The organism is Janthinobacterium sp. YR213, assembly GCF_900099875.1.
GTDB lineage: Bacteria > Pseudomonadota > Gammaproteobacteria > Burkholderiales > Burkholderiaceae_D > Janthinobacterium > Janthinobacterium lividum.
The window spans coordinates 225263-250332 of sequence record NZ_FNDA01000007.1 but is presented as its reverse complement, the minus strand read 5'-3'; the positions used below and the strand labels follow the sequence as shown (position 1 = coordinate 250332).

Sequence of the window (25070 nt, the reverse complement as noted above, 5' to 3'; positions counted from 1 at the left end):
CAAAATCACGGGATTGTTTGCAGGTCCTTACTTAAGGGAATTATTTTGATTGTCTACGAATACCCTTTCAACGAACGCATACGTACCTTGTTGCGGCTGGAAGACCTGTACGACAAATTCAAGTTCTTCATCCAGCAAGAGCATGCAATGCAGCATCATGTTGCCTTGGCAACTATTTTCGATATGCTCGAAGTGGCCGGCCGCGCCGACCTGAAGTCCGACCTGCTGCAGGAACTCGAGCGCCAGCGCCAAAGCCTGCTCGGCTACCGCAGCAATCCAAATGTGGAGCCGGAAACCCTCGATGCCATCTTGGGCGAACTCGACAGCGTCAGTGGCGCCCTGGTGGCGGCGCAGGGCAAGACGGGCCAGAATATCCGCGACAATGAATGGCTGATGAGCATCCGCGGCCGCACCATCATCCCGGGCGGCGCCTGCGAATTCGACTTGCCGTCCTACTTTGCCTGGCAAAAACGCAGCTCCGAGCAGCGCCTGACCGATATCCACGCGTGGTTTGCCCCGCTGGCGCCCCTGTTCGATGCGCTGGCCCTCGTATTGCGCCTGCTGCGCGATTCCGGCGGACCCGTTAAACTGATCGCCAATGGCGGCAGCTACCAGCAAATGCTGCAAGGCAAGGTGTACCAGATGCTGCGCCTGAGCCTGGATGAAAACAGCGGCGCCATCCCGGAAATTTCCGCCAACAAATATATGCTGTGGGTGCGCTTTACCACCCAGGGTGGCGACTTGAAACCCAAGCCGCTGGAAGAAGATGTTCCGTTCGAGCTCACGCTCTGTAATTTTTAATTGTTACTTATTTGCCCCATCATGACCGTCGTTAATTGCCCTACCTGTGCCGCCAAAGTCGAATGGACTGAAGCCAACAAATACCGCCCCTTCTGCTCGGAACGCTGCAAGCAGATCGACCTGGGTGCCTGGGCCGAAGAGAAATACACGATCCCCGCCGCCGACCCATTCGAAGATCCGCTCGCGGACGAAGACAACAAGCCGCAATAATTCTCAGCGAAACGGATTTTCCAGGCGCAGCCCTTGCGCCACGAAACTGTCGAGCCTGCCACTGACCACCGTCAAGCCATAGGCGATGCCCATCGCCGCGATCTGCCCATCGACGCCGTGCGCGTGGCCGCGCGCATGCAGGCGCGCGCACACGAGCGCGCAATCGAGGTCGAATTCCAGCAGCCGCGGTGCATATTCTGCCAGCACGGCTTCCAGCCAGCCTTCCAGCGCCAGTGCTTCCAGCGCCGCCTCGCGCCGCCAGCTGCGCTGTATGCCTGCGCGCAGTTGCGCAATCACCTGCACCGGTACATAGCGCATTTCCGGCACCACCCGTTCAAAAAAATCGAGCACGCCCGCCGGCGCAGCGCTGCCCTTGCGCCCTGCAACGATCACATCCGTATCGACCAGGTAGGCGGGCATGGCTCAAGGGCGGCGCTCGAAATCCGCATCATGCCCCACGTCGGGCATGCCGCGCAGAATATCGTCGAGCGGGCGCTTCGGCAGCGGCCGCAAGGCGCTGCGCAGGATGTCGCGATGCTCGTCCTCGATGCTGCGTCCATGCGCGCGGGCACGCTTGTGCAAGGCGGCAATCAGCAATTCATCGGTATCGGTAAAGGTCAGTGTCAGCGGCATGCGAGACTCCCCAATGCGTGATGAAAGCACTGTAGCGCAAAGCGCGCGCGATACAAGGAAAGTAACAGGAAAGCTTGCGCCAGCACGCAGCATGCTGCTGCCTGCTGGCACAAGTTGGGATCAGGCAGGCGCCAGCGATTCGCGGCGTACCTCGTCGAGCCATTCCAGCAGGGGAATGGTGGCCGGCAGCAAGGGTTCCACGCCGACCGTGCCTTGCCAGGCGAACGCCTGTCCTTCCAGGCTTTGCGGCTCGCCCCGCCACTCGCGGCTGATATAGAAATGCAAGCGCACATGGGCGTGCGGATACACATATTCGACGCCGCACCAGGCTTCGGCAGTATCGATATGCAAGCCCAGCTCCTCGACAAACTCGCGTTTCAAGGCATCAAAAATGGCTTCGCCCGGTTCCACTTTACCGCCAGGAAACTCCCAATAGCCGTCATACGGCTTGCCGGCCGGGCGTTGGCCCAGCAGCACGTCGCCATTCGGCTTCATCAGGATACCGACGGCGACGTCCACCGGTGTGACTTTCACTTCGCTCATTGCGGCAACTTTCCCGCAGGTAGTTTCCCAGCATAGTCGCGCGCGAATTGCCACGCCACCCGGCCTGAACGGGAACCGCGCTGCAATGCCCAGCGCAGGGCGTCGCCGCGCGCCGCGGCGATCTGTTCCGGCGTGCAGCCGAACGAAGCGAGCCAGTGCGCCGCGATATCGAGATAATCGTCCTGCTTGAACGGGTAGAACGACAGCCACAGGCCGAAGCGTTCGGACAGCGAGATTTTCTCTTCCACCGTCTCGCCCGGATGCAGGTCGCCATCATCGTCCGTCTTGTAGCTGGTGTTGTCCGACATCCGTTCCGGCATCAGGTGACGGCGGTTCGAGGTGGCGTAGATCAGCACATTGTCCGATTGCGCGGCGATGCTGCCGTCGAGCGCCACTTTCAGCGCCTTGTAGCCGCTCTCGCCCTCCTCGAACGACAGGTCGTCGCAAAAGATGATGAAGCGCTCGGGGCGCGCCGCCACCAGGTCGACGATGTCGGGCAGGTCGGCCAGGTCCGCCTTGTCCACCTCGATCAGGCGCAGGCCCTGGTCGGCGAACTGGTTCAGACAAGCCTTGATCAGCGAGGACTTGCCCGTGCCGCGCGCGCCCGTCAGCAGCACGTTGTTGGCCGGACGGCTGGCCACGAACTGGCGCGTGTTCTGCTCGATCTGCGCCTTTTGCGTGCCGATATTGTGCAAGTCATCCAGAGCGATGGACGATACGTGCGCCACTGCCTGCAGATGGCTGGCCGCGCCCTGGCGCCGGCGCCAGCGGAAGGCAAAGCTGTTCCAGTCGGTGGCCGGCAAGGCCGGCGGCAAGATCGACTCGAGGCGCGCCAGCACCCGCTCGGCGCGGATCAGGAATTGATCGAGGCTGGTCATGAGCGGTAGTCGGCGTTGATCGACACGTAATCATGCGACAGGTCGCACGTCCACAGGGTGGCCGTGGCATCGCCGCGTGCCAGCTTGACGCGGATGGTGATTTCGCTTTGCTGCATCACGCGCTGGCCATCCTGCTCCTGGTAGTCCGGGTTGCGGCCGCCATTCTTGGCCACCCACACGTCGTCCAGGTACAGGTTCAATTGGCCCACGTCCAGGTCGTCCACGCCCGCATAGCCGATGGCGGCCAGGATCCGGCCCAGGTTCGGGTCGGAGGCGAAGAAGGCCGTTTTCACCAGCGGCGAATGGGCGATGGAATAGGCGATCTTGCGGCACTCTTCCACGTTGCGGCCATCTTCCACCTTCACGGTCATGAACTTGGTCGCGCCTTCGCCGTCGCGCACGATGGCTTGCGCGAGAAAAGTAGACAGTTCGGTCACGGCAGCGGCCAGTTCAGCATAGTGCGGCGAATCGATGGAATCGATCACCAGGCTGCCTGCGCCCGTGGCAACCAGCATGAACGAGTCATTGGTGGACGTGTCGCCGTCGATGGTGATGCAGTTGAACGATTTGTCGGCCGCCTGTTTCACCAGCTGGTCCAGCACCGGTTGCGCCACGGTGGCGTCAAACGCGAGAAAACCCAGCATGGTGGCCATGTTCGGCTTGATCATGCCGGCGCCCTTGCTGATGCCCGTCAGGGTGACCGCGTGGCCACCGATGGTGACCGTGCGCGAACCGGCTTTCGGCTGCGTGTCGGTAGTCATGATGGCTTCGGCGGCCGAGAACCAGTTGTCCGATGTCAGCGCGGCCACGGCTTGCGGCAAGCCGGCGACCAGGCGCTGCACAGGCAAGGGTTCGAGGATCACGCCGGTGGAAAACGGCAGGATTTGCTGCGGCGTGCAGCCCAGCAGCTCGGCCAGCGCGGCGCAGCTGGCCTGCGCGTCGGCCAGGCCCGATTCGCCCGTTCCCGCATTCGCGTTGCCCGTGTTGACCAGCAGCGCGCGGATCGGCGCGGCGCCAGCCGTCACGGCGGCCAGGTTGGCTTTCGAGATTTGCACGGGCGCGGCGCAGAAGCGGTTCAAGGTGAACACGCCAGCCACGGTGGCCGTCGGCGCCAGTTTCAATACCAGCAAATCCTTGCGGTTGGGTTTCTTGATGCCGGCTTCGGCAACACCGATTTCAATGCCGGCGACGGCTTTCAAGTCGGCGGCGACGGGCTTGGGAGAATTGACGGCCATGGTGATTTCTTCTGCGAGGGAAAAGGGAAGCGCTATTGTAGCGCCTTCGCGGCTCGGGTGAACATGCGGCAAGGGAATCGTCGCGGCGGCCAGGGCAGTCGCGAAGCCGGTCGGCAACATGACCAGGCTTGCGATTTATCAGAACGCCGCCGCCTGGCGGCGCTAAGGTGTAAGAACCGACGATCACGCGTCTCGCACAAGCGCCCGGGGAGGGGATGTCATGGCGCACGGAAAACCCCACCGCATGCATCGCAGCGATTCAGGCTCGGCACGCCCGTTACGTCTATGGTGTTTATGCTTCCTGTTTTGCCTGCTGGCCTCGTTGACGGCCTGTACGCTGCCAGGTGAAGCGGCCGATCATGCCATTGGCCACGCCACCGATCTGGCATCCACAGCGCCGCCGGCCGCTGAAACGCCGCCAGTCGCAGAATTTCCACCCACGACCGGGGTGCGACGGCCACCGCCAACCTTTCCATGGAGCAGCTCATGGTCAGGCATCGGCGGCTTGGTCGGCAACCTGGGTAACCTGACCGGCAGCAGCGGCATGCTCACGGGCAGTAGCGGCATGGCCAAGCCTGGCAACGATCCACCGCCGGCCGGCGCCGTGCACGTCACCGTGTACTACGCCACCGACAGGCAATACCAGGCCAGCAGCCACAGCTATGGCTGGCAGCCCAACCGCGCCGCGCCCCACCTGAGCTACGGCAGCGTCCTCGTCAGTATCCCGGAAAAAAGAGCGCCGGGCGAACTGCCGCTGCCGCCCTGGTACGCCATCCTGTCCGGCGACAATGCGCAAAAATATGTGCTGATCAAGGAAGCCACGCGCCTGTCGCGCGCGGATTTTCTCGCCACCGTCAAGGCCAGGATACAGACCGCCCCGGAACGGCACGCCGCCTTCATCTACATCCATGGCTACAGCAACTCCTTTGACGACGCCGCGCGGCGCACGGCGCAGATGGCGGTCGACCTCGATATCGGCGCCCTGCCCGTGTTCTACAGCTGGCCATCGAAAGGCACCTTGGCCGGCTATGAATACGACCAGAATTCGGCCGAATGGACGCAGGTGCACCTGCAAGCCTTCCTGGCCGACTTCGCGGCGCACTCGTCCGCCACCGATATCTACCTCATCGCCCACAGCATGGGCAACCGCCCGATGACCGTGGCCCTGGCCAACCTGCTGGAAAAACGCCCCGAACTGCTGCCCCTGTTCAAGCAGGTGGTGCTGGCAGCGCCGGACATCAATGCCGATGTCTTCCGCGACCAGATCGCCCCCCGTTTTGCCAGCCTCAAACTCCCTGCCACCCTGTACGCTTCCGCGAACGACAAGGCCATCCGCGCTTCCTACAATTTTGCCGACTGGGACAGGATAGGCGACATCCGCGGCCCCATCGTCAGCATCCCCGGCATGGAGCTCGTCGATGCCTCGGCCGTCATCATGAACTTCATGGGGCACGATTACTTCGCCAGCAACCGCGTCTTGCTGACCGATATCGCCACCATGATCAAGACGGGGCAACGGGCAAGGAACCGTGGCGGATTGAAAGGCATTCCAGCTCAGGCGCCGCAATACTGGGCCTTTCCCTGAGCCGGGACCGCGCAAGACATCCGGGCATAAAAAAACGGAGACCGTGGTCTCCGTTCTTGTTCAAGCTGTCAAACCGGCTTTACGCCAATTTTCCATGACAGGCTTTGTACTTCTTGCCGCTGCCGCAAGGGCATGGGTCGTTACGGCCAACCTTGACGCCCATGCTCACGCTCATGTCGTCGACGTTGTCCATGTTGCCGCCGGCCACAGGCGCCAGCAGCTCTTCCGGCGCAGCGTTCGGGTCGAATTCAGCGTGCTGGTAGTGCACGTTTTCCACGTGCGACTGCTGCATTGCCTGTTCGGCTGCATCGACTTCTTCGCGCGACTGGATGCGTACCGTCATCACGTGTTTCGTGACGTCGTTCTTGATCATGTCGAGCATCTGGCCAAACAGTTCAAACGCTTCGCGCTTGTATTCCTGTTTCGGGTTCTTCTGCGCATAACCGCGCAGGTGAATACCCTGGCGCAGGTGATCGAGCGCCGCCAGATGTTCGCGCCAGTGGCTGTCCACGCTTTGCAGCATGACATTGCGTTCGAAGCCGCCAAACGATTCCTTGCCGACGATATCGATCTTCGACTGGTACACGGCATCGGCCGCGGCCAGCACTTTTTCCAGGATCTCGTCGTCCGTCAGGGTCGAATCGGCTTCCAGCATTTGCTGCAGCGGCAAGTCGAGCTGCCATTCGCTGGCCAGGGTGTTTTCCAGGCCCTTGATATCCCACTGCTCTTCCACCGATTCGTGCGGCACGTACTCGTGCACGAGGTCGGTGAACACGCCGTGGCGCAGCGAGCCGATCATTTCCGAGATGTCGGTCGTTTCCAGCAGCTCGTTACGCTGCTGGTAGATGACCTTGCGCTGGTCGTTGGCGACGTCATCGTATTCCAGCAATTGCTTGCGGATGTCGAAGTTGCGCGCTTCAACCTTGCGCTGGGCCGATTCGATCGAACGCGAGACGATGCCTGCCTCGATCGGTTCGCCCTCCGGCATTTTCAAACGGTCCATCACGGCGCGCACGCGGTCGCCGGCGAAGATGCGCAGCAGCGCGTCGTCGAGCGACAGGTAGAAGCGCGACGAACCCGGATCACCCTGGCGGCCGGCACGGCCACGCAGCTGATTGTCGACGCGGCGCGATTCGTGGCGTTCGGTGCCGATGATGTGCAAGCCGCCCGCATTGACCACGTGGTCGTGCAGGGATTGCCATTCATCGCGCAAGGTCTGCGACTGGGCTGCCTTGTCGGCATCGCTCAGTTCAGCATTGGCTTCGATGAACTTGATCTGGTTTTCGACGTTACCGCCCAACACGATATCGGTACCGCGACCTGCCATGTTGGTGGCGATGGTGATGGCTTTCGGACGGCCTGCCTGGGCGATGATTTCCGCTTCGCGGGCATGCTGCTTCGCGTTCAGCACGTTGTGCGGCAAACCGGCCTTGGTCAGGATGCCCGACAGCAGTTCCGAGTTCTCGATCGAGGTCGTGCCCACCAGCACGGGCTGGCCGCGCTCGTAGCAGTCGCGGATGTCGTTCAACATCGCGTTGTATTTTTCCGCCGACGATTTGTAGACCTGATCCTGGCGGTCCTTGCGCTGCAGCGGACGGTTTTGCGGGATCACGACCGTTTCCAGGCCGTAGATTTCCTGGAATTCGTATGCTTCGGTATCGGCCGTGCCGGTCATGCCGGCCAGCTTGGCGTACATGCGGAAGTAGTTCTGGAAGGTGATCGAGGCCAGGGTCTGGTTCTCGTTCTGGATCTTGACGCCTTCTTTCGCTTCGACGGCCTGGTGCAAGCCATCGGACCAGCGGCGGCCCGTCATCAGACGGCCCGTGAATTCATCGACGATCACCACTTCATTGTTCTGCACCACATAGTGCTGATCCTTGAAGTACAGCGCATGCGCGCGCAGGGCCGCATACAGGTGGTGCACGAGGGTGATGTTCGCCGAATCGTACAGCGAAGCGCCTTCCGGCAGCAGGCCCATTTCCATCAGGATGCCTTCCGCCTTTTCATGGCCGGCTTCCGTCAGCAGCACCTGGTGCGCTTTTTCATCCTTGGTATAGTCGCCCGGCACGTCAACCTTGCCCTTGCCGTCCGGCGTTTCTTCGCCGATCTGCAACGTCAGGCGCGCAGGCACTTCATTGATCTTGTGATACAGGTCCGTATGGTTCTCGGCCTGGCCCGAAATGATCAGCGGCGTACGCGCTTCATCGATCAGGATCGAGTCGACTTCATCGACGATGCCGAAGTTCAGGCTGCGCTGCACGCGCTCGCGCGCTTCGTAGACCATGTTGTCGCGCAAGAAGTCGAAACCGAATTCATTGTTGGTGCCATACGTGATGTCGGAGTTGTACGCCTGCTGCTTGGCGCTGTGCTCCATCTGCGACATGTTCACGCCCGTCGACAGGCCCAGCCATGCATACAGGCGACCCATGGTCTCGGCATCGCGCTGTGCCAGGTAATCATTGACGGTGACGATATGCACGCCCTTGCCCGACAAGGCATTCAGGTAGGCTGGCAAGGTTGCCATCAGGGTCTTGCCCTCGCCCGTGCCCATCTCCGCGATCTTACCGAAATGCAAGACCATGCCGCCGATCATCTGCACATCGAAATGGCGCATGCGCAGGACGCGCTTGCTGGCCTCGCGGCAGACGGCAAATGCTTCCGGCAACAAGGCATCGAGCGATTCGCCAGCGGCGATGCGTTCCTTGAAGGCAGGCGTCTTCGCTTGCAGCTCGGCATCCGACAGCTTTTCGATGGCCGGCTCGAGCGCATTGATCTCGCGTACCGTTTTTTGGTATTGCTTGAGCAGCCGCTGGTTGCGGCTACCGAAAATCTGGGTCAGTAATGACATGCTTGAATTCTTGAAAAAACGCCGTTAAAAAAAGCTCGGTAGGGAACAACGAGGTAGTAATCGCGTCACCGCACGGAGTTCGACTATGGCAAAAGACGATGATTTTATCATGCGTTCCCGACATGGTTGGGGTAATGCGCCATATAACAATAGCTTAATGACAAACAAATGGCAGAAATTGCGGACATTTTCCATACTGTAAGGCAATACGGCCCGCCCGCCTGCGCCGCACCCGCCGCCGCACTCGTCATGCGCGGGCGAGTGTGCTATGTTTCGGCCATGCGAACTCCCACTTATTCTCCGGCACCGCGCCGCGGCTACGGCTTTGCCCGTTCAGGCCCGGCCGTCACGGGCGCAACCGATTTTCTGCGCGGCAATGCAACGATGGCCTCCCTGATGCCCACCGTCACGCGCCTGGCCGCCCTGCAAAAAGATTGCGCCAAGGCCTTGCCGGCCATGTTCGAGCATTGCGACATCCTGCAATTCGAGGGCGGCCAGCTCGTGCTGGCCACGCCGAACGCGGCGCTGGCGGCCAAGCTCAAGCAGCAATTGCCGAAACTGCAAGGGGAACTGGAAAGAAAGGGCTGGCAGATTTCAGGCATCAAGCTGAAAGTGCAAGTCATCAAGAGCATCGCGCCCATCGTGCATACGCGGGCGCTGGTCTTGCCGGAAAAAGCCATGTCGGCCCTGGAAGAGCTGAGCACGGCCCTGCCCGCGTCGAAACAGAACGAGCAATTGATCGCCGCGCTGCGCAATATGGTCCGCCACCACCGCGAACCTGGGAACACCTGAGAAAAAGTCCATGGCGGCGTTGCATTGCCTGGCCGTACTATTCGTACTGCCTGCGGCAATGCGCCTTGCCCTGAACATTTTTCAGGTGCTCCCTAGCCCTAAAATTATTTAAAAACAGCAACGGCCGTCAAGTCAAGGACCACTCGCGTTCCATCTGGCGCAGGTAGGATTGCGGCGCCGACTCATTCGTGGCGAACGACACGATTTCATACGCTTCCGGCTGCTCCAGCAGCGCCAGCAGCAGCTGATTGTTCAGCGCGTGGCCTGACTTGTGCGCCGTGTAGTACGCGAGCAGGGGATGGCCCACCAGGTACAGGTCGCCGATGGCGTCGAGGATCTTGTGGCGCACGAACTCGTCTTCATAGCGCAAGCCATCGGCGTTGAGGATGCGGTACTCGTCCATGACGATGGCGTTTTCCAGCGACCCCCCACGGGCCAGGCCCATGCCGCGCAAGCTTTCCACGTCCTGCATGAAACCGAAGGTGCGCGCGCGCGCCACGTCGTGCACATACGACACGTCGCCAAAATCCACGGAAGCGCGCTGCATCGTGCCATCGACGGCAGGATGGTTGAATTCGATGAAGAAATCGAGCTTGAAGCCATCGTACGGCGACAAGCGCGCCCATTTTTCCGCGTCGCCCTTGCCGTGACGCACTTCCACGGGCTTGATGACCTTGATGAATTTCTTTGGCGCCTGCTGCTCTTCCACGCCCGCCTGCTGCAGCAGGTAGACGAAGGACGAGGCGGAACCGTCCATAATGGGAATTTCTTCCGCATTCACGTCGATGTACATATTGTCGACACCCAGGCCGGCCGCCGCCGACATCAGATGTTCCACGGTGGAAACCCTGGCGCCATCCTTGATCAGCACGGAAGCCATGCGCGTATCGCCCACGGCCATGGCGCTGGCGGGAAACTCGACGATGGGATCGAGGTCGATGCGGCGAAACACGATGCCCGTATCGATCGCGGCAGGACGCAAGATCAGCTCGACCTTGGTGCCAGAGTGCAAACCGACACCGATGGTGCGGACCTGTTGTTTGATAGTGCGTTGTTTTAACATCTGTCGATTATATCTATTTGCCGGATTTTCGTTGCGGCGCGGCATGGCCCACGCCAGAAATACCACAACGGCTCATCACGGATGTTCGCTTTCCGCATGCACGGCTTCGCGGCGTACCAGATAAATGCCGCTGCCGATGATGATGGCCGCGCCGATCAAGGTGTATTCGTCGGGCAAGGCACGCCACAGCATCCAGTCCAAGGCCATGCCCCATGCCAGGGCCGAGTATTCGAACGGCGCCACGCTGGACGCCTTGCCATGGCGAAATGCTTCCGTGATGGCCAGCTGGCCCAGGAAGCCACTCAGTGACAAGCCCGCCAGCAGCCACCAGTCTTCGCGGCGGATACCCACCCACTCATGCGCCGACAGGGCCACGCCGCCGAGGGCCATCATCACCATCAGCCAGAAGACCATGCTTTCGCTGGCGTCCGTGCGGCTCAGGATGCGTCCCGTCACGGCGGAAATGGCGTAACAGGCGGCCGAGCCCAGCACGGCCAGCCCGGCCAGCGAAAAGAATCCCGAACCGTCGGGGCGCAGCGCCACCAGCACGCCCAGCAGGCCCACGGCGATGGCGCACCAGCGCGCGAAGTCGACTTTTTCCTTGAGGATAAACACCGACAGGACGGTGATGAACAAGGGGGCAACAAAAAACAGCGCATATGTCTCGGCCAGCGACATGCGCTTCAAGCCGTAGGCGAACAGCGTGATCATCAGCACACCCAGGGCGCCGCGCAGCAAGTGCAGCGGCCAGCGCACCTTCAGCACGTTCTTGAAGGCGCCGCGGTACAGCAGGTACAGGCAGACGAGCGGCAACGACGACAGGGCGCGCAAGGCCGTCACCTGCATGGGAGGATAATGGGCGGACAACAGCTTCATGGCCGTGTCCATCAGGGAAAACATGGCGACGGCGATCAGCATCACATAGATGCTGCGCAGGTTTTGATTGCGGGGTATCAGGACAGACTCCTGGCGAAAGAGCGGGACCGTCATCATGGCGACGGCCGGAGCCAGGACAGCATGGTCTGGAAAGGCAGGGCCAGGCGGTCAGCCAGATTATAACAAGCGCGGCCGTTTTACCTTATGACACAGGCAACAGCATCACCAGTTTCAGTTCATGCTGGCGCGCCAGGTGCAGGGTCACCTGATTGAACGCCAGCAGTCCCAGTTGCGCATGCTGGAACTGGCGCAAGCCGCCATCGCGGCCCTGCACCTGCTGCGCGCCCCACCATAGGCGAAATTCAAAGCTGGCGTCAGCCAGTTCCGCGATCAGGCCGGCCAGCGGCACCTGGTCCGCCTGCCGGCCGATATCGGCGCGGAACTCCGCCACCAGGCGCTGCGCCCGTTCGGGCCAGCCGATGACCAGGTCGCGCGCCCCCGCGTCCAGGAACATGAAGCGCAGCTGGTTCGGTGCGGATGCATCGTCGTGCAGCCAGCCGGCAAACAAGGTGGATGCCGCCCCGTTCCACGCCACGGCATTCCATGCGCGGTCGAGGATGTACGCGGGCGCGTCGATGGCGGCAACGATGGCGGCCAGCTCGGCGACCGCAGGACCACTGCCTTCGCCCGTCCCGTGGCTGGGGTCATGCTTGTCGGCCACCTCGAACAGATAGGCGCGCTCGGCCGTGCTCAGCTGCAGCACCTGCGCCAGGCGGGCCAGCATCCTGGCCGATGCCGACACGGGCCGCCCCTGCTCCAGCCACGTCAGCCAGGTGGGACTGACATCGCACAGCTGTGCCAGCTCTTCGCGCCGCAATCCCGGCGTGCGCCGCCGCCCGCCGCCGGGCAAGCCAGCCATGGCGGGGGTGACGGCTTCGCGCCGGGCGCGGATGAATTCAGCAAGTTTGTTCGACATGACAGCGATGCATGGTAGTAGATATACCAGTATAAGTTATGGTCTTGTTACAGGATAATTTTATCCCTATTCTGCAGGAACTCACCCATCCACAGGAGAAAACCATGCAGCAGCACGATGTCGTTACCGAACAGTTTGGCAAGACGGCCAATGCCTACCTGAGCAGCGCCGTACATGCGCAAGGCGCCGACCTGGTGCTGATGCAGGAATGCGCGCGCCGCCACGGCAAGCCCGTCGTCCTGGACCTGGGCTGCGGCGCAGGCCACGCCAGCTTTGCCGTCGCCCCCGTGGCAGCTTCCGTCGTCGCCTACGACCTGGCGCAGCCCATGCTCGACGTGGTCGAGCACGCCAGGGCGCAGCGCGGCTTGCACAACATTAGCACGCAGCAGGGCGATGTGGCCCGCCTGCCGTTTGCCGACGCCAGCTTCGACATGGTCGTCACGCGCTTTTCCGCGCATCACTGGAACGATGTGGCGGGAGCCCTGGCCGAAGCGTGGCGCGTGCTGCGCCCGAACGGCACCTTATTAGTGGTCGACATCGTCGCGCCGAAAACGGCCCTGTACGACAGCACGCTGCAGGCGGTGGAAATGCTGCGCGACGCTTCGCACGTACGCGACTACCGCACCTGCGAATGGGGCGCCAAGTTCGATAACGCGGGCTTTACGCACAGCTTGCGCAGCGTGTGGAAACTGACGATGCAGTTCGACGAGTGGGTGGCGCGCATGCGCACGCCGATCGAAAGAGTGGCGGCCATCCGCAACCTGTTCGATGGCGCTCCAGAGGAAGCGCGCCGGTATTTCGCGCTGCAGGACGATTATTCGTTCAGCATCGATGCGGCCATGTTCGAGGCGACGAAACCCTCAGTACAGTAAACGTAAAAACGGCGCCGATGGCGCCGTTTTCATGCGGACAGGAAGCGCTTAAGCCAGCTGGCCCAGCAGCGTCTCGGCATTCGACACTTCAAACTTGCCGCCTTGCTCGATGTTCAATTGCGTCACGACGCCATTGTCGACCAGCATCGAGTAGCGCTGCGAGCGCGTGCCCATGCCATGCTTGGAAAAATCGGCGTCCAGGCCCAGGGCCTTGCTGTAGGCGGCGTTGCCGTCAGCCATCATGCGTACCACGCCGGTAGCTTTCTGGTCACGGCCCCAGGCACCCATCACGAACGCGTCGTTGACGGAGATACACCAGATTTCATCGACGCCCTTGGCTTTCAGGTCGGCAGCGTGCTTGACGTAGCCTGGCACGTGCTGTGCGGAGCAGGTCGGGGTGTACGCGCCTGGCAGGCCGAAGATGGCGATCTTCTTGCCCTTGACCAGGTCTTGCACGTTGAACGTGTTCGGGCCCAGTGCGCAACCTTCGGTTTCGCTTTCGATGAATTCGGCCAGGGTGCCTTCTGGCAGGGTGTCGCCGATCTTGATGGTCATGTTGACTCCTTGTGTGCTGTCGGTGGAAAACGCTCGCCGCCCGGCCGGGCGGAAAACGCGTGTATTCTGGTTCGGCTAGCATGATGCTGGCTCAGCGCGATAGTATGCCTGACTTGCCGTATTTGTGCAGAAAATGGCCGGAAAGGCAAAGTCAAAAGTCAAAAACCGGCAAAAAAAAAACGGCGGCCCTCAGGCCGCCGTCATGTTTGCTGACATCAGATCACCTCCGGTCACCTAATCACATGAAAAATGCGCAGGGCAAGGCGCATGGCCGAAGACAGTACCGACTGTACGGCAAGGCTATGCAACGCCCCCATGGGCTTTTTTCACTGTGATTAGTCGGCCTGTTTGCGCAGGAAGGCAGGAATGTCATACGTCTCCATGCCATTCTTTTCCATCGCGCGCACTTGCTCGGAAGCCGATTCGCGACGCCATACCGCCGGCGCCTTCATGCCGTCGAAACCGGCTGCCGGCGTGGCCACGCCAACCGTCGTCGTCGCCGCTTGCGCGCTACCCATGGCAGCCGACGGGGTCAGCGGGCTGTTGTGGGTGCCGGTGCGCAGCACTTGCTGCGGTACCAGCTGGATGTTTTTCTTGGCGCGGCCCAGGCCCGTGGCCACCACGGTAACGCGGATGTCGTCGCCCATGGCGTCGTCGTAGGCGATACCTTGCGCGATCGACGCGTCCGGCGCGGCAAACGCGCGCACGGCAGCCATGACTTCCTTGATCTCCTTGCCTTTCAAGCCACGGCTGGCCGTGACGTTGACCAGCACGCCGCGCGCGCCGGACAGATCGATGCCATCCAACAGCGGCGAAGCGACAGCCTGTTCGGCGGCGATGCGCGCGCGGTCGACGCCGGAAGCCGTCGCCGTGCCCATCATGGCCTTGCCCTGCTCGCCCATGATGGTTTTCACGTCGTTGAAGTCGACGTTGATATGGCCAGGCACGTTGATGATCTCGGCAATGCCGGCCACCGCGTTGTTGAGCACATCATCGGCGTGCTGCATCCATTCCAGCATGCTTTCATCTTCGTAGATCTCTTCCAGCTTTTCGTTCAGGATGATGATCAGCGAATCGACGTGCAGGGACAGCTGCTCCAGGCCTTCGTCGGCGATGTCCATGCACTTCTGGCCTTCGTACGAGAATGGCTTGGAGACCACGGCCACCGTCAGCGCGCCCAGTTCCTTGGCCACTTCGGCCACGATAGGAGCGGCGCCCGTGCCCGTACCGCCGCCCATGCCGGCAGCGATGAAGACCATGTGCGCGCCGCGCAGCGAATCGGCGATGCGCGCGCGCGATTCTTCCGCCAGTTGGCGGCCGACGGCAGGCTTCATGCCGGCGCCCAGACCGGTATCGCCGATCTGGATGATGTTGTGGGCCTTCGATGTCGACAGGGCCTGTGCGTCGGTGTTGGCGGCAATGAACTCCACGCCCGACATGCCTTTGTTGATCATGTGTTGGACTGCATTGCCACCCGCACCGCCGACGCCGACGACCTTGATGACGGTACCTAAAGCTGTGTTATCGACCATATCGAACTCCATGATGTGCTCCTATCAGATGCGGTTTCCAAGCGCCAGGCCTCATATTGGTAGGAGAACTGGAGATTGAAAACTGCGGTTAAATATAAAATAAAGTTATGTGTGTACCTGCGATGCTGCCAAAAAACCTGTCCTGCCGGGCCTGAAGTACGCCCTTAAAAATTCCCTAAAAACCATTCCTTCATGCGCTGCCAGACTGCCTTCACCGAGCCGTCCTGACGCGTCACGATGTGGCCGCGCAGGTATTGCTTCTTCGCTTCCAGCAGCAGGCCCAACACCGTGGCATAGCGCGGACTGCGCACCACGTCGGCCAGCTGTCCCCGATACTCGGGCGTGCCCAGGCGCGCCGGTTTCAGGAAAATATCTTCCGCCATTTCCACCATGCCGGGCATGATGGAGGTGCCGCCCGTGAGCACGATGCCCGACGACAGCACGCCTTCGTAACCGGATTCGCGCACCACCTGGTGCACCATGGCGAACAACTCCTCGACGCGCGGCTCGATCACTGCCGCCAGCGCCTGGCGCGACAGGTTGCGCGGGCCGCGGTCTCCCAGGCCAGGCACTTCCAGCGATTCGCCGGGGTCGGCCAGGACCTGCTTGGCCACGCCATAGCGGATCTTGATTTCTTCCGCTTCCGCGGTCGGGGTGCGCAAGGCCATGGCGATGTCGTTGGTGATCTGGTCGCCGGCGATGGGGATGACTGCCGTATGGCGGATCGCGCCATCGGAAAATACCGCCACATCGGTCGTGCCGCCACCGATGTCGATCAGTACCACGCCCAGTTCCTTCTCGTCGGGCGTAAGCACCGCATCGGCGGACGCCATCGGCTGCAGGATCAGGTCCGACACTTCCAGGCCGCAGCGGCGCACGCACTTGACGATGTTCTGCACCGCCGACACGGCACCGGTGACGATATGCACCTTCACCTCCAGGCGGATGCCGCTCATGCCGATAGGCTCGCGCACATCTTCCTGGCTGTCGACGATGAACTCTTGCGGCACCGTGTGCAGCAATTGCTGATCGGTCGGAATGTTAACCGCTTTTGCCGTCTCGATGACGCGCGCCACGTCGGTCGCCGTCACTTCCTTGTCCTTGATGGCCACCATGCCGCTGGAATTGAAGCTGCGGATATGGCTGCCCGCAATGCCCGCGTACACATTGCGGATCTTGCAGTCGGCCATCAGCTCGGCCTCTTCCAGCGCGCGCTGGATGGACTCCACCGTGGCCTCGATATTGACCACCACGCCTTTTTTCAGGCCCTTCGATTCGTGCTGGCCCAGCCCGATCACTTCGTGGCGCCCGTCGGACATCACTTCGGCTACCACCGCCACCACTTTCGAGGTGCCGATGTCGAGGCCGACGATCAGGTTTTTCGCGTCTTTTGTCATTTCTGTCGCCTACTGTATGGGCTATAAATTAAAATTATTGGGTTAAGTCGGTTTTTTAATCGGACTGCTGTTTTTCTTCTTCATGACTGGCTTTCCATCCTTGCCTTCGGCCGGTATCACCAGGCCGGCGGAACTGAGCGCCAGGCCATTCTGGTAGCGCATATCGATCGTGTCGATATTTTCCAGCCGGCTCGCCAGCTGCGGATAAATACCCACCAGCCGGTCGACCCGCGCCTTCAGCGTCGTGTGATTCTGTTCGCGTCCCAGTGCCACGCTCATGCCGTTATCCAGTTTCACCGTCCACGCATAGCGGCTCGACAGCGACAGGGTTTCCGGCACCATCTTCAGCGGCGCAAACCACTTTGCCAGCTGCACGTAGGTAGCCAGTACTTCTTTTTCGCTGCCATCGGGGCCGGCAAACGCAGGCAACTCATGGTCGTCTTCGGCTTCGGCCACATTCGCCGTAAACACGTCGCCCTTGACCGACAGCAGGCGTCCATCCTCGCCCCAGGTGCCCAGCGCTTCGTGTTCTTCCAGCGCCACGATCAGCTGGTTCGGCCACTCGCGCCGCACGCTGGCACGGCGTACCCAGGGCACCGATTCGAACACGCCGCGCACGCTTTCCAGGTTGGTCGTGAAGAAATTGCCCTTGATGCGGCCCAAAGTGCCGCTACGCAGGGTCAGGTAATTCACGTGGCGCAGGCCCTTGTCGTCCGCGCTTTCCACCTTGATCGTGCGCAGGTCGAACATGGGACGCTGCGACACCCACCAGACGCCGGCGGCCACGCACACGACCAGAACCGCGGCCAGCAAGCCGTTGGCAGTCGTATTGAGGCTTTTAGCGTCATGCCACATATCAGCGCTGTCCCTTGTGCATTTTCAGACGCGCGCCAGCGACGATTTCCAGGCACAGGTCTTCATAGCTGATGCCCACCGCGCGCGCCGCCATCGGCACGAGCGAGTGGCCCGTCATGCCGGGCGAGGTATTCACTTCCAGCAAAAACAGCTTGCTGTCGGCCGCGCGCATCAGCACGTCCACACGTCCCCAGCCTTCGCAGCCGAGGGCGCGGTAGGCTGCCACGGCGATGCGCTCCATCTCCGCCACGATCGCCGGGTCCAGCTGCGGCGGGCAGAAATACTGCGTATCGTCCGTGAAGTACTTGTTCTGGTAATCGTAATTGCCTTGCGGCGCGACGATCTCGATCGGCGGCAGCGCGCGCGCAGTGGCGCCCTTGCCCAGTATCGCGACGGTGAACTCGCGGCCCTTGATGAACTCCTCGGCCAGCACCGAATCATCGAGGCCGGCGGCGATGTCGTAGGCCGCCTGGAAGGCCGATGCTTGGTTGACCGTCGTGATGCCGATGCTCGAGCCTTCATGCGGCGGCTTGACGATCAGCGGCAAGCCCAGTTCCGCGGCGACCTTGGCCAGGTCAGAGCTGTCATCGAGCACCGCGTACTTTGGCGTTGGCAGCTGGTGCATCAGCCAGATCATCTTGGTGTAAACCTTGTCCATGCCCACCGCACAGGCCATCACGCCGCTGCCCGTGTAGGGAATGCCCAGCTGCTCCAGCGCGCCCTGCAGGCTGCCGTCTTCGCCGAAGCGGCCGTGCAGCGCGATGAAGACGCGGTCGAATTGTTCAGCGGCCAGTTCGGCCAGGCTGCGTTCGCCCGTGTCGAACGCGTGCGCGTCCACGCCGCGGCTTGTCAAAGCGGCCAGCACGCCCGTGCCGGACATCAGCGACACTTCGCGCTCGGCCGAGCTGCCGCCGAACAGGACGCCGACCTTGCCCAATTGTTTTACGTCGATAGCTGAAGCTTGGTTCACATCAGGCCTTTACAGTGTTGGATGGATACGTTGTCAGTTGTTGCGGGATGCCGCTGATCGAGCCGGCACCCATGGTCAGCACGACGTCGCCGTCGCGCGCCACGCTCATGATGGTGTCGGCCATGTCTTTCATGGACTCGACGAAAATCGGTTCGATCTTGCCGCGCGCGCGCAGCGCATGCGCCAGTGCGCGGCCGTCGGCGGCGACGATGGGCGCTTCGCCCGCCGCATACACTTCGGACAGCAGCAGCACGTCGGGCGCGCCCAGCACTTTCACGAAATCCTCGAACAGATCGCGCGTGCGGCTGTAGCGGTGCGGCTGGAATGCCAGCACCAGGCGGCGGCCAGGATAGGCGGCGCGCGCGGCGGCCAGGGTCACTTCCGTTTCCACCGGATGGTGGCCAAAATCGTCGACCAGCGCAAAAGTGCCGCCGTTCGGCAGCGCCACGTCGCCGTAACGCGTGAAACGCCGGCCCACGCCGGAAAACTCGGCCAGGCCCTGCTGCGTGGCGCTGTCGGCGATGCCGATTTCGCGCGCGATGGCGATCGCCGAGCAGGCATTCTGCACATTGTGCATGCCGGGCTGATTCAGCACCACGTCCAGATCCGGATAGCCTTCCTGCAGCACGGTGAAATGCATTTCCAGGCCCACGGCGCGCGCGTTGATGGCGCGCACTTGCGCGTCTTCCGCGAAACCGTAGGTGGTGACGGGCTTGGTGACGGACGGGATGATGGCGCGCACGTGCGGATCGTCGATGCACAGCATGGCGCGGCCATAGAAAGGCAAGCGGTGCGTGAACTGCACGAAAGCCTGCTTGAGCTTTTCAAAATCGTGCTCGTAGGTGTCCATGTGATCGGCGTCGATATTCGTGATCACTTCGATCATCGGCGTCAGGTTCAGGAACGAGGCATCCGATTCATCGGCTTCGGCTACCAGGTAGTCGCCCGAGCCCAGCTTGGCGTTCGCGCCGGCGCTGGTCAGGCGGCCGCCGATAACGAAAGTCGGATCGAGACCGCCCTGCGCCAGCACGGAAGCGACCAGGCTGGTGGTCGTCGTCTTGCCGTGCGTGCCGGCGATGGCGATACCGCGCTTCAGGCGCATCAATTCACCGAGCATCACGGCGCGCGGCACCAGCGGAATCTTGCGCGCGCGCGCGGCCGCCACTTCAGGATTGTCTTGCGGGACGGCGCCCGACGTCACCACCGCATCGGCGTCGCCGATGTTCTCGGCCGCGTGGCCCAGCATGACGGTCGCGCCCAGGCTCGCCAGGCGCTGCGTCGCCGCATTGCTGCCCAGGTCGGAGCCCGACACCTTGTAGCCGAGGTTGACCAGCACTTCGGCGATGCCGCTCATGCCGCTGCCGCCAATGCCGACAAAGTGGATATTGTTTACTTTATGCTTCACAGAGCTAACCTCATGCCAGTTTTTCCAATACGTGTGCGATCGCCTCATTGGCGTCGCGCTTGCCTGCTGCCAGTGCCGCTTGCGCCATATGCTGGCAGGTATCGCGGCTCAGCGATGCCAGCAGAGTGCTCAGCGACACCGCACTCATTTCCGTCTGCGGCAGATGAATCGCCGCGCCTTGTTTTGCCATCCATTGCGCGTTGTCGCGCTGATGGCTGGTGGTCGACGCCACCAGCGGCACGAGCACACTGGCCACGCCGGCCGCCGTCAATTCCGACAGGGTGATGGCGCCCGCACGGCAAATCACCAGATCGGCCTCGGTATACGCCCTGGCCATGTCGTCGATGAAGTCGACCACATTGGCTTGCACGCCCGCCTGCGCATATGCGGCATGCAGGGCGTCGATATTCTTCTTGCCCGACTGGTGCGTCACCAGCGGGCGTTCGCCCTCCGGCATCAGCGCCAGCGCGGCGGGCAGATTGTCGTTCAGCGCTTTCGCGCCCAGGCTGCCGCCCACCACCAGGATGCGCAACGGTCCGCTGCGGCCCGCGAAACGCGTGGCTGGCGGCGCCATGGCGAGGATCTCGGCGCGCACGGGATTGCCCGTGACGACGGCCTTGCCGGCGGCGCTGCCGAAATCGGCGGGAAAGCCGAAGCACACCTGCTGCGCCAGCGGCACCAGGGTCTTGTTCGACAGCAGCAGCGCCGCGTCGGCATTGACCAGCACCAGCGGCACGCCCTTCAGGCGCGCCATCAGGCCGCCCGGCACGGTGACGTAGCCGCCCATGCCCATCACCACGTCCGGCTTGCGGCTGGCGATGAAACGGCGGATGGCAAAAAAGCTGGCCAGCATCTTGAAGCCGCCTTTGACCGTGTGCGCCAGGCCCTTGCCGCGCATGCCGGAGAACGCGATGGCATCCATGGGAATGCCGCTTTTCGGCACCAGTTCCTGCTCCATGCCGTGGGTCGTGCCCAGCCAGCTCACTTCCCAGCCACGCGCGCGCATGGTCTGCGCAATCGCCAGGCCCGGGAAAATATGGCCGCCGGTGCCGGCCGCCATGATCATCAGTCTTTTCGTCGTTTTCAAGTTCGTCACGCTGTTCATAGCCGGCCTCCCCGCATCAGGATCCGGTTTTCATAATCGATGCGCAGCAAAATCGCCAGGCCGATACAGTTAATCAGTACGCCCGTGCCGCCATAACTCATCAAGGGCAAGGTCAGGCCCTTGGTCGGCAGCAGGCCCAGGTTCACGCCCATGTTGATGAAGGTCTGCACGCCGATCCAGATGGCGATGCCTTTCGCCGTCAGGCCGGCAAAGGTCTGGTCGATGGCGATCGCCTGGCGGCCGATGTCAAATGCCCGCTTGATAATCCAATAGAACATGCCGATCACGATCAGCACGCCCACCAGGCCCAGCTCCTCGCCGATCACGGCCAGCAAAAAGTCCGTATGCGCTTCGGGCAGATAATGCAGTTTTTCCACGCTGCCGCCCAGTCCCACGCCAAACAGTTCACCGCGTCCGAAGGCGATCAGCGAATGCGTCAGCTGGTAAGCCTTGTTCAGCGCATTGTCTTCCTGCCACGGATCGAGATACGCAAAAAACCGCTCGCGGCGGAATTTCGACAAGGCGATGATGGTGACGAAGATCGCCGTCAGCATGGCGCCGATGCCGCCGAACCAGATGGCGTTCACGCCGCCCAAAAACAGGATGCCCATGGCGATGCAGACGATCACGCCGAAGGCGCCAAGATCGGGCTCCATCAGCAGCAGCAAGCCGACGAAGCTGACAGCCAGCGCCATCGGCATGAAGCCCTTGGTCAGCTTGTGCATGTACTCCTGCTTGCGCACCGTGTAATCGGCCGCGTACAGCACCATCACCACCTTCATCAGCTCGGACGGCTGCGGCCGCAGGCCCGGCAGGTTCAGCCAGCGGCGGCCGCCATTGACCGACACGCCCAGGCCCGGTATCAAGACCATCACCAGCAGCACCAGGGTGCCAATGAACAGCCACGGCGCCATCTTTTGCCAGGTGGCGACGGGGATGCGAAATACCAGCGCGCCAACGACGATCGAAATACCGATGAACAGCGCCTGGCGCACGACAAAATAATTGTTCGTGTAGGCGGCGAACTTGCGCGCATCCGACAGCGAGATCGACGCCGAATACACCATCACCATGCCCAGCAACATGAGCAGCAGGACGACCCACACCAGCGGCTTGTCATAGTCCATCATCTTCGACTGCCGCGCGCGGCTATCCAGCGGCTTGGCAGCCGAGCCGGAACCAAAGCTGAAGGGCAGTTGGAAGGCCATCAGATATCCTGTCCGTTTTCCAGGGCGATGTCGCGCACGGCGCCGACAAACACCTGCGCGCGGTGCGCATAGTTCTTGAACATGTCCAGGCTGGCGCACGCAGGCGACAACAGCACGGCATCGCCGGCCAGCGCCAGGCCGCTGGCGCGCTTGACGGCTTCCGGCAAGGTGGCGCAATCGATGATATCCACGCCGGCCGGCTCGAGCGCCGCGCGCAAGGCCGGCGCATCGCGGCCGATCAGCACCACGGCGCGCACATAGCGCGACACGGGTTCGGCCAGCGGCGAGAAATCCTGCCCCTTGCCGTCGCCGCCGGCGATCAGCACCAGGCGCTGTTCCGCGCCGCCGAACGCCTTGCCCAGGCCGAACAGGGCGGCTACCGTCGCACCCACATTCGTGCCCTTGCTGTCGTCGTAGTACTCGACTTCATTGACGGCCGTGATCAATTCCACGCGGTGCGGCTCGCCCTGGTATTCGCGCAAGCCGTGCAGCAGCGGCGCGAACGGCAAGCCGATGGCGCGGCATAGGGCCAGCGCCGCCAGCGCATTCGAGGCATTGTGCTGGCCGCGGATTTTCAGCGCGTCGGCCGGCATCAGTTTCTTGGCCATCGTCGGTACCGGTTCCGGCGCCGGATCATTCTTCCTGCGTTTTTTCTCGATCACTTCTTCGCTGGGCACGGCTTGCGCCAGCCAGAAGATGCCCCGTTCATTGACCAGGCCAAAGCTATCCACTTCCACGGGTTCGCCCGTGCCGAAGGTGATCGTTTCGGTCAGCGGGTCGGCCATGTGCATCACGGCCGCATCGTCGCGGTTCAATATGCGCACGGTCTGCTCGCCGAAGATGCGCGCCTTGTCGGCAGCGTAGGCAGCCATGTCGCCATGCCAGTCGAGGTGATCCTGCGACAGATTCAGGACCGTGGCCGCGTCGGCCTGCAGGCTGAACGTCGTGTGCAGCTGGAAGCTGGACAATTCCAGGATCCACGCCTGCGGCAGGGTGCTGGCGACGGGTTCCGCCACTTCAGCTTCCGCATCCACAGGCTGCGGCGCAGGCTCCGCATCGAGCACTTCGCGCAGCACGTCCAGCGCAGCGGGACTGATATTGCCAGCCACGCGCGTGGCCAGGCCCGCGCGTTCGCACAGCAAACCTACCAGGCTGGTGACGGTCGTCTTGCCATTCGTGCCCGTGATGGCGATGACTTTCGGCGCATAGCCGCGTTCCGCCTTGAGCGCGGCCAGGGCCTGCGCGAACAGTTCGATCTCGCCCCACACGGGGATATTTTTCTCAAGTGCGGCAGGCGAAATCTGCGCCAGTTCGCGGCCCGGCGCCAGGCCAGGGCTGACGGCGACGAAATCGACGCCATCGAGCAATTCGGCCGTGAAGGCGCCGGCGATAAACTGCGCCTGCGGCACGGCGGCCTGCAACGCTGCCAGGCGCTCGGGCGCCTGGCGCGTATCGGCCACGCGCACGCAGGCACCGCTGCGGGCCAGCCACAGGGCCATGGCCAGCCCCGACTCGCCGAGGCCCAGTACCAGTGCGGTTTTAGCGTCGTACATCATCAGCGCAGCTTCAAGGTGGTCAGGCCGAGCAGCACCAGCATCATGGTGATGATCCAGAAACGCACGACAACCTGCGTCTCCTTCCAGCCTTTTTGTTCAAAATGGTGATGCAACGGCGCCATCAGGAAGACGCGGCGGCCCGCGCCATAGCGCTTCTTGGTGTACTTGAACCAGACGACCTGGATGATCACGGACAGCGTTTCGACGACGAAGATGCCGCCCATGATGAACAGGACGATTTCCTGGCGCACGATGACGGCGATGGTGCCCAGTGCGCCGCCCAGTGCCAGCGCGCCCACGTCGCCCATGAACACTTTCGCGGGGTGCGTGTTATACCAGAGGAAGGCCAGGCCGGACCCGGCCAGCGCGCCGCAGAAGATCACCAGTTCGCCGGCGCCCGGGATGTGCGGGATGAACAGGTAGCGCGCATACGTGGCGTTACCCGTCAGGTAGGCGAACAGGCCCAGGGCCGTGCCCACCATCACGGTCGGCATGATGGCCAGGCCGTCAAGGCCATCGGTGAAATTGACGGCATTGCTGGTGCCGACGATGACGCAATAGGTCAGCGCGATAAAGCCCCATACGCCCAGCGGATAGCTGATGGTCTTGAAGAACGGGACGATCAGGTCGGCCTTCGGCGGCAAGTCCATGGCGAAGCCCGATTGCACCCAGGCGTAGATCAGATTCCATACCTGGCCAGCATTGGGCTCGGAGATGGAGACGGAAAACGCCAGGTAAAACGCGGCGGCGATGCCGATCAGCGACTGCCAGAAGTATTTCTCGCGCGAGCGCATGCCTTCCGGATCCTGGTGCACCACCTTGCGGTAGTCGTCGGCCCAGCCGACTGCGCCAAAGCCCAAGGTGACGATCAGCACGGGCCAGATGAAGCGGTTCGACAGGTCAGCCCACAGCAAGGTGGAAATGCCGATGGCGATGAGGATCAGCACACCGCCCATGGTGGGGGTGCCGTGTTTTTTCAGGTGCGTTTGCGGGCCGTCCGTACGCACGGCCTGGCCGACCTTCATGCGCGTAAGCATGCGGATCACGGCGGGACCGGCGCACAGGCCGATCAAGATCGCCGTCAGGGTGGCGAAGACGGCGCGGAACGTGATGAAGTTAAAGACCCGCAGTGGGCCAATGTCGTCCTGGAAATAATGAGCGAGCCAGAGCAGCAT

Annotated in this window: 24 protein-coding genes; 5 read left to right on the top strand and 19 right to left on the bottom strand. The window is 62.3% G+C overall.

Features of this window, described 5'->3' with window-relative positions; translation table 11 throughout:
• Positions 1-45: 45 nt before the first annotated feature.
• Positions 46-801 (top strand): cell division protein ZapD, encoded by a 756-nt coding sequence (gene zapD / locus BLT98_RS26435; RefSeq protein ID WP_034748811.1) that lies wholly within the window; start codon positions 46-48, stop codon positions 799-801.
• An 18-nt stretch (positions 802-819) separates the two neighbouring features.
• Positions 820-1011, top strand: coding sequence for a DNA gyrase inhibitor YacG (gene yacG, locus BLT98_RS26430; protein ID WP_034785391.1), 192 nt, complete (start codon positions 820-822; stop codon positions 1009-1011).
• A 3-nt stretch (positions 1012-1014) separates the two neighbouring features.
• On the opposite strand, the gene BLT98_RS26425 is transcribed toward yacG, so the two are convergent.
• The 5 genes from BLT98_RS26425 to argJ all read right to left on the bottom strand — a co-directional run bounded on the left by BLT98_RS26425 (position 1015) and on the right by argJ (position 4300).
• A complete protein-coding gene (locus tag BLT98_RS26425; protein ID WP_092612997.1) occupies positions 1015-1431 on the bottom strand; it encodes a PIN domain-containing protein in 417 nt (138 codons plus the stop codon).
• A 3-nt stretch (positions 1432-1434) separates the two neighbouring features.
• Positions 1435-1644, bottom strand: coding sequence for a FitA-like ribbon-helix-helix domain-containing protein (locus BLT98_RS26420; protein ID WP_034784992.1), 210 nt, complete (start codon positions 1642-1644; stop codon positions 1435-1437).
• Positions 1645-1764: 120 nt separating this feature from the next.
• The gene (locus BLT98_RS26415) at positions 1765-2187 is read right to left on the bottom strand and encodes an NUDIX domain-containing protein (RefSeq protein WP_034784991.1); all 423 of its coding nucleotides are present in this window, start codon (positions 2185-2187) and stop codon (positions 1765-1767) included.
• The gene (locus tag BLT98_RS26410) at positions 2184-3065 is read right to left on the bottom strand and encodes an ATP-binding protein (RefSeq protein WP_092612994.1); all 882 of its coding nucleotides are present in this window, start codon (positions 3063-3065) and stop codon (positions 2184-2186) included. The genes BLT98_RS26415 and BLT98_RS26410 overlap by 4 nt, the downstream gene beginning before the upstream one ends.
• Positions 3062-4300 (bottom strand): bifunctional glutamate N-acetyltransferase/amino-acid acetyltransferase ArgJ, encoded by a 1239-nt coding sequence (gene argJ, locus BLT98_RS26405; RefSeq protein ID WP_092612991.1) that lies wholly within the window; start codon positions 4298-4300, stop codon positions 3062-3064. The genes BLT98_RS26410 and argJ overlap by 4 nt, the downstream gene beginning before the upstream one ends.
• A 505-nt stretch (positions 4301-4805) precedes the next feature.
• On the opposite strand from argJ, the gene BLT98_RS26400 reads away from it, so the two are divergent.
• Positions 4806-5885 (top strand): alpha/beta hydrolase, encoded by a 1080-nt coding sequence (locus BLT98_RS26400; protein ID WP_170846505.1) that lies wholly within the window; start codon positions 4806-4808, stop codon positions 5883-5885.
• 79 nt (positions 5886-5964) lie between these two features.
• Here BLT98_RS26400 and secA read toward each other — a convergent pair whose 3' ends face one another.
• A complete protein-coding gene (gene secA / locus BLT98_RS26395; RefSeq protein ID WP_092612985.1) occupies positions 5965-8733 on the bottom strand; it encodes a preprotein translocase subunit SecA in 2769 nt (922 codons plus the stop codon).
• Positions 8734-9012: 279 nt separating this feature from the next.
• Between secA and BLT98_RS26390 the strand changes: the two genes are divergently transcribed.
• Complete coding sequence (locus BLT98_RS26390; protein ID WP_092612982.1) at positions 9013-9525, top strand: DciA family protein; 513 nt, start codon at positions 9013-9015, stop codon at positions 9523-9525.
• Between the two features lie 127 nt (positions 9526-9652).
• On the opposite strand, the gene lpxC is transcribed toward BLT98_RS26390, so the two are convergent.
• The 3 genes from lpxC to BLT98_RS26375 form a co-directional block, all read right to left on the bottom strand.
• Positions 9653-10588, bottom strand: coding sequence for a UDP-3-O-acyl-N-acetylglucosamine deacetylase (gene lpxC, locus BLT98_RS26385; RefSeq protein WP_092612979.1), 936 nt, complete (start codon positions 10586-10588; stop codon positions 9653-9655).
• A 75-nt stretch (positions 10589-10663) separates the two neighbouring features.
• On the bottom strand, positions 10664-11506 hold the full coding sequence (locus tag BLT98_RS26380; protein WP_092613109.1) for a DMT family transporter: 843 nt from the start codon (positions 11504-11506) through the stop codon (positions 10664-10666).
• A gap of 160 nt (positions 11507-11666) precedes the next feature.
• Positions 11667-12440: a helix-turn-helix transcriptional regulator gene (locus tag BLT98_RS26375; RefSeq protein WP_092612976.1), complete on the bottom strand. Its 774-nt coding sequence runs from the start codon at positions 12438-12440 to the stop codon at positions 11667-11669.
• Positions 12441-12544: 104 nt separating this feature from the next.
• Between BLT98_RS26375 and BLT98_RS26370 the strand changes: the two genes are divergently transcribed.
• On the top strand, positions 12545-13312 hold the full coding sequence (locus tag BLT98_RS26370) for a class I SAM-dependent methyltransferase (RefSeq protein WP_092612973.1): 768 nt from the start codon (positions 12545-12547) through the stop codon (positions 13310-13312).
• Between the two features lie 48 nt (positions 13313-13360).
• On the opposite strand, the gene BLT98_RS26365 is transcribed toward BLT98_RS26370, so the two are convergent.
• The 10 genes from BLT98_RS26365 to mraY form a co-directional block, all read right to left on the bottom strand.
• A complete protein-coding gene (locus BLT98_RS26365) occupies positions 13361-13867 on the bottom strand; it encodes a peroxiredoxin (RefSeq protein WP_070290164.1) in 507 nt (168 codons plus the stop codon).
• Between the two features lie 335 nt (positions 13868-14202).
• A complete protein-coding gene (ftsZ, locus tag BLT98_RS26360; RefSeq protein ID WP_034784974.1) occupies positions 14203-15411 on the bottom strand; it encodes a cell division protein FtsZ in 1209 nt (402 codons plus the stop codon).
• Between the two features lie 152 nt (positions 15412-15563).
• Positions 15564-16796: a cell division protein FtsA gene (gene ftsA, locus BLT98_RS26355; protein ID WP_010394955.1), complete on the bottom strand. Its 1233-nt coding sequence runs from the start codon at positions 16794-16796 to the stop codon at positions 15564-15566.
• A 42-nt stretch (positions 16797-16838) separates the two neighbouring features.
• Positions 16839-17651 (bottom strand): cell division protein FtsQ/DivIB, encoded by an 813-nt coding sequence (locus BLT98_RS26350; protein ID WP_034784973.1) that lies wholly within the window; start codon positions 17649-17651, stop codon positions 16839-16841.
• A 1-nt stretch (position 17652) separates the two neighbouring features.
• Positions 17653-18621: a D-alanine--D-alanine ligase gene (locus BLT98_RS26345; protein ID WP_052140373.1), complete on the bottom strand. Its 969-nt coding sequence runs from the start codon at positions 18619-18621 to the stop codon at positions 17653-17655.
• A gap of 1 nt (position 18622) precedes the next feature.
• Entirely contained in the window at positions 18623-20026 is a 1404-nt protein-coding gene (murC, locus tag BLT98_RS26340) for a UDP-N-acetylmuramate--L-alanine ligase (RefSeq protein ID WP_034784971.1), read from the bottom strand.
• Between the two features lie 10 nt (positions 20027-20036).
• Positions 20037-21131, bottom strand: coding sequence for an undecaprenyldiphospho-muramoylpentapeptide beta-N-acetylglucosaminyltransferase (gene murG, locus BLT98_RS26335; protein ID WP_092612970.1), 1095 nt, complete (start codon positions 21129-21131; stop codon positions 20037-20039).
• Positions 21128-22339 (bottom strand): putative lipid II flippase FtsW, encoded by a 1212-nt coding sequence (ftsW, locus tag BLT98_RS26330; RefSeq protein ID WP_034784970.1) that lies wholly within the window; start codon positions 22337-22339, stop codon positions 21128-21130. Before ftsW ends, murG begins: the two co-directional genes overlap by 4 nt.
• Positions 22339-23895: a UDP-N-acetylmuramoyl-L-alanine--D-glutamate ligase gene (gene murD / locus BLT98_RS26325; RefSeq protein WP_092612968.1), complete on the bottom strand. Its 1557-nt coding sequence runs from the start codon at positions 23893-23895 to the stop codon at positions 22339-22341. The genes ftsW and murD overlap by 1 nt, the downstream gene beginning before the upstream one ends.
• Positions 23895-25070, bottom strand: a complete 1176-nt coding sequence (mraY, locus tag BLT98_RS26320; protein ID WP_034784967.1) for a phospho-N-acetylmuramoyl-pentapeptide-transferase — start codon at positions 25068-25070, stop codon at positions 23895-23897. Before mraY ends, murD begins: the two co-directional genes overlap by 1 nt.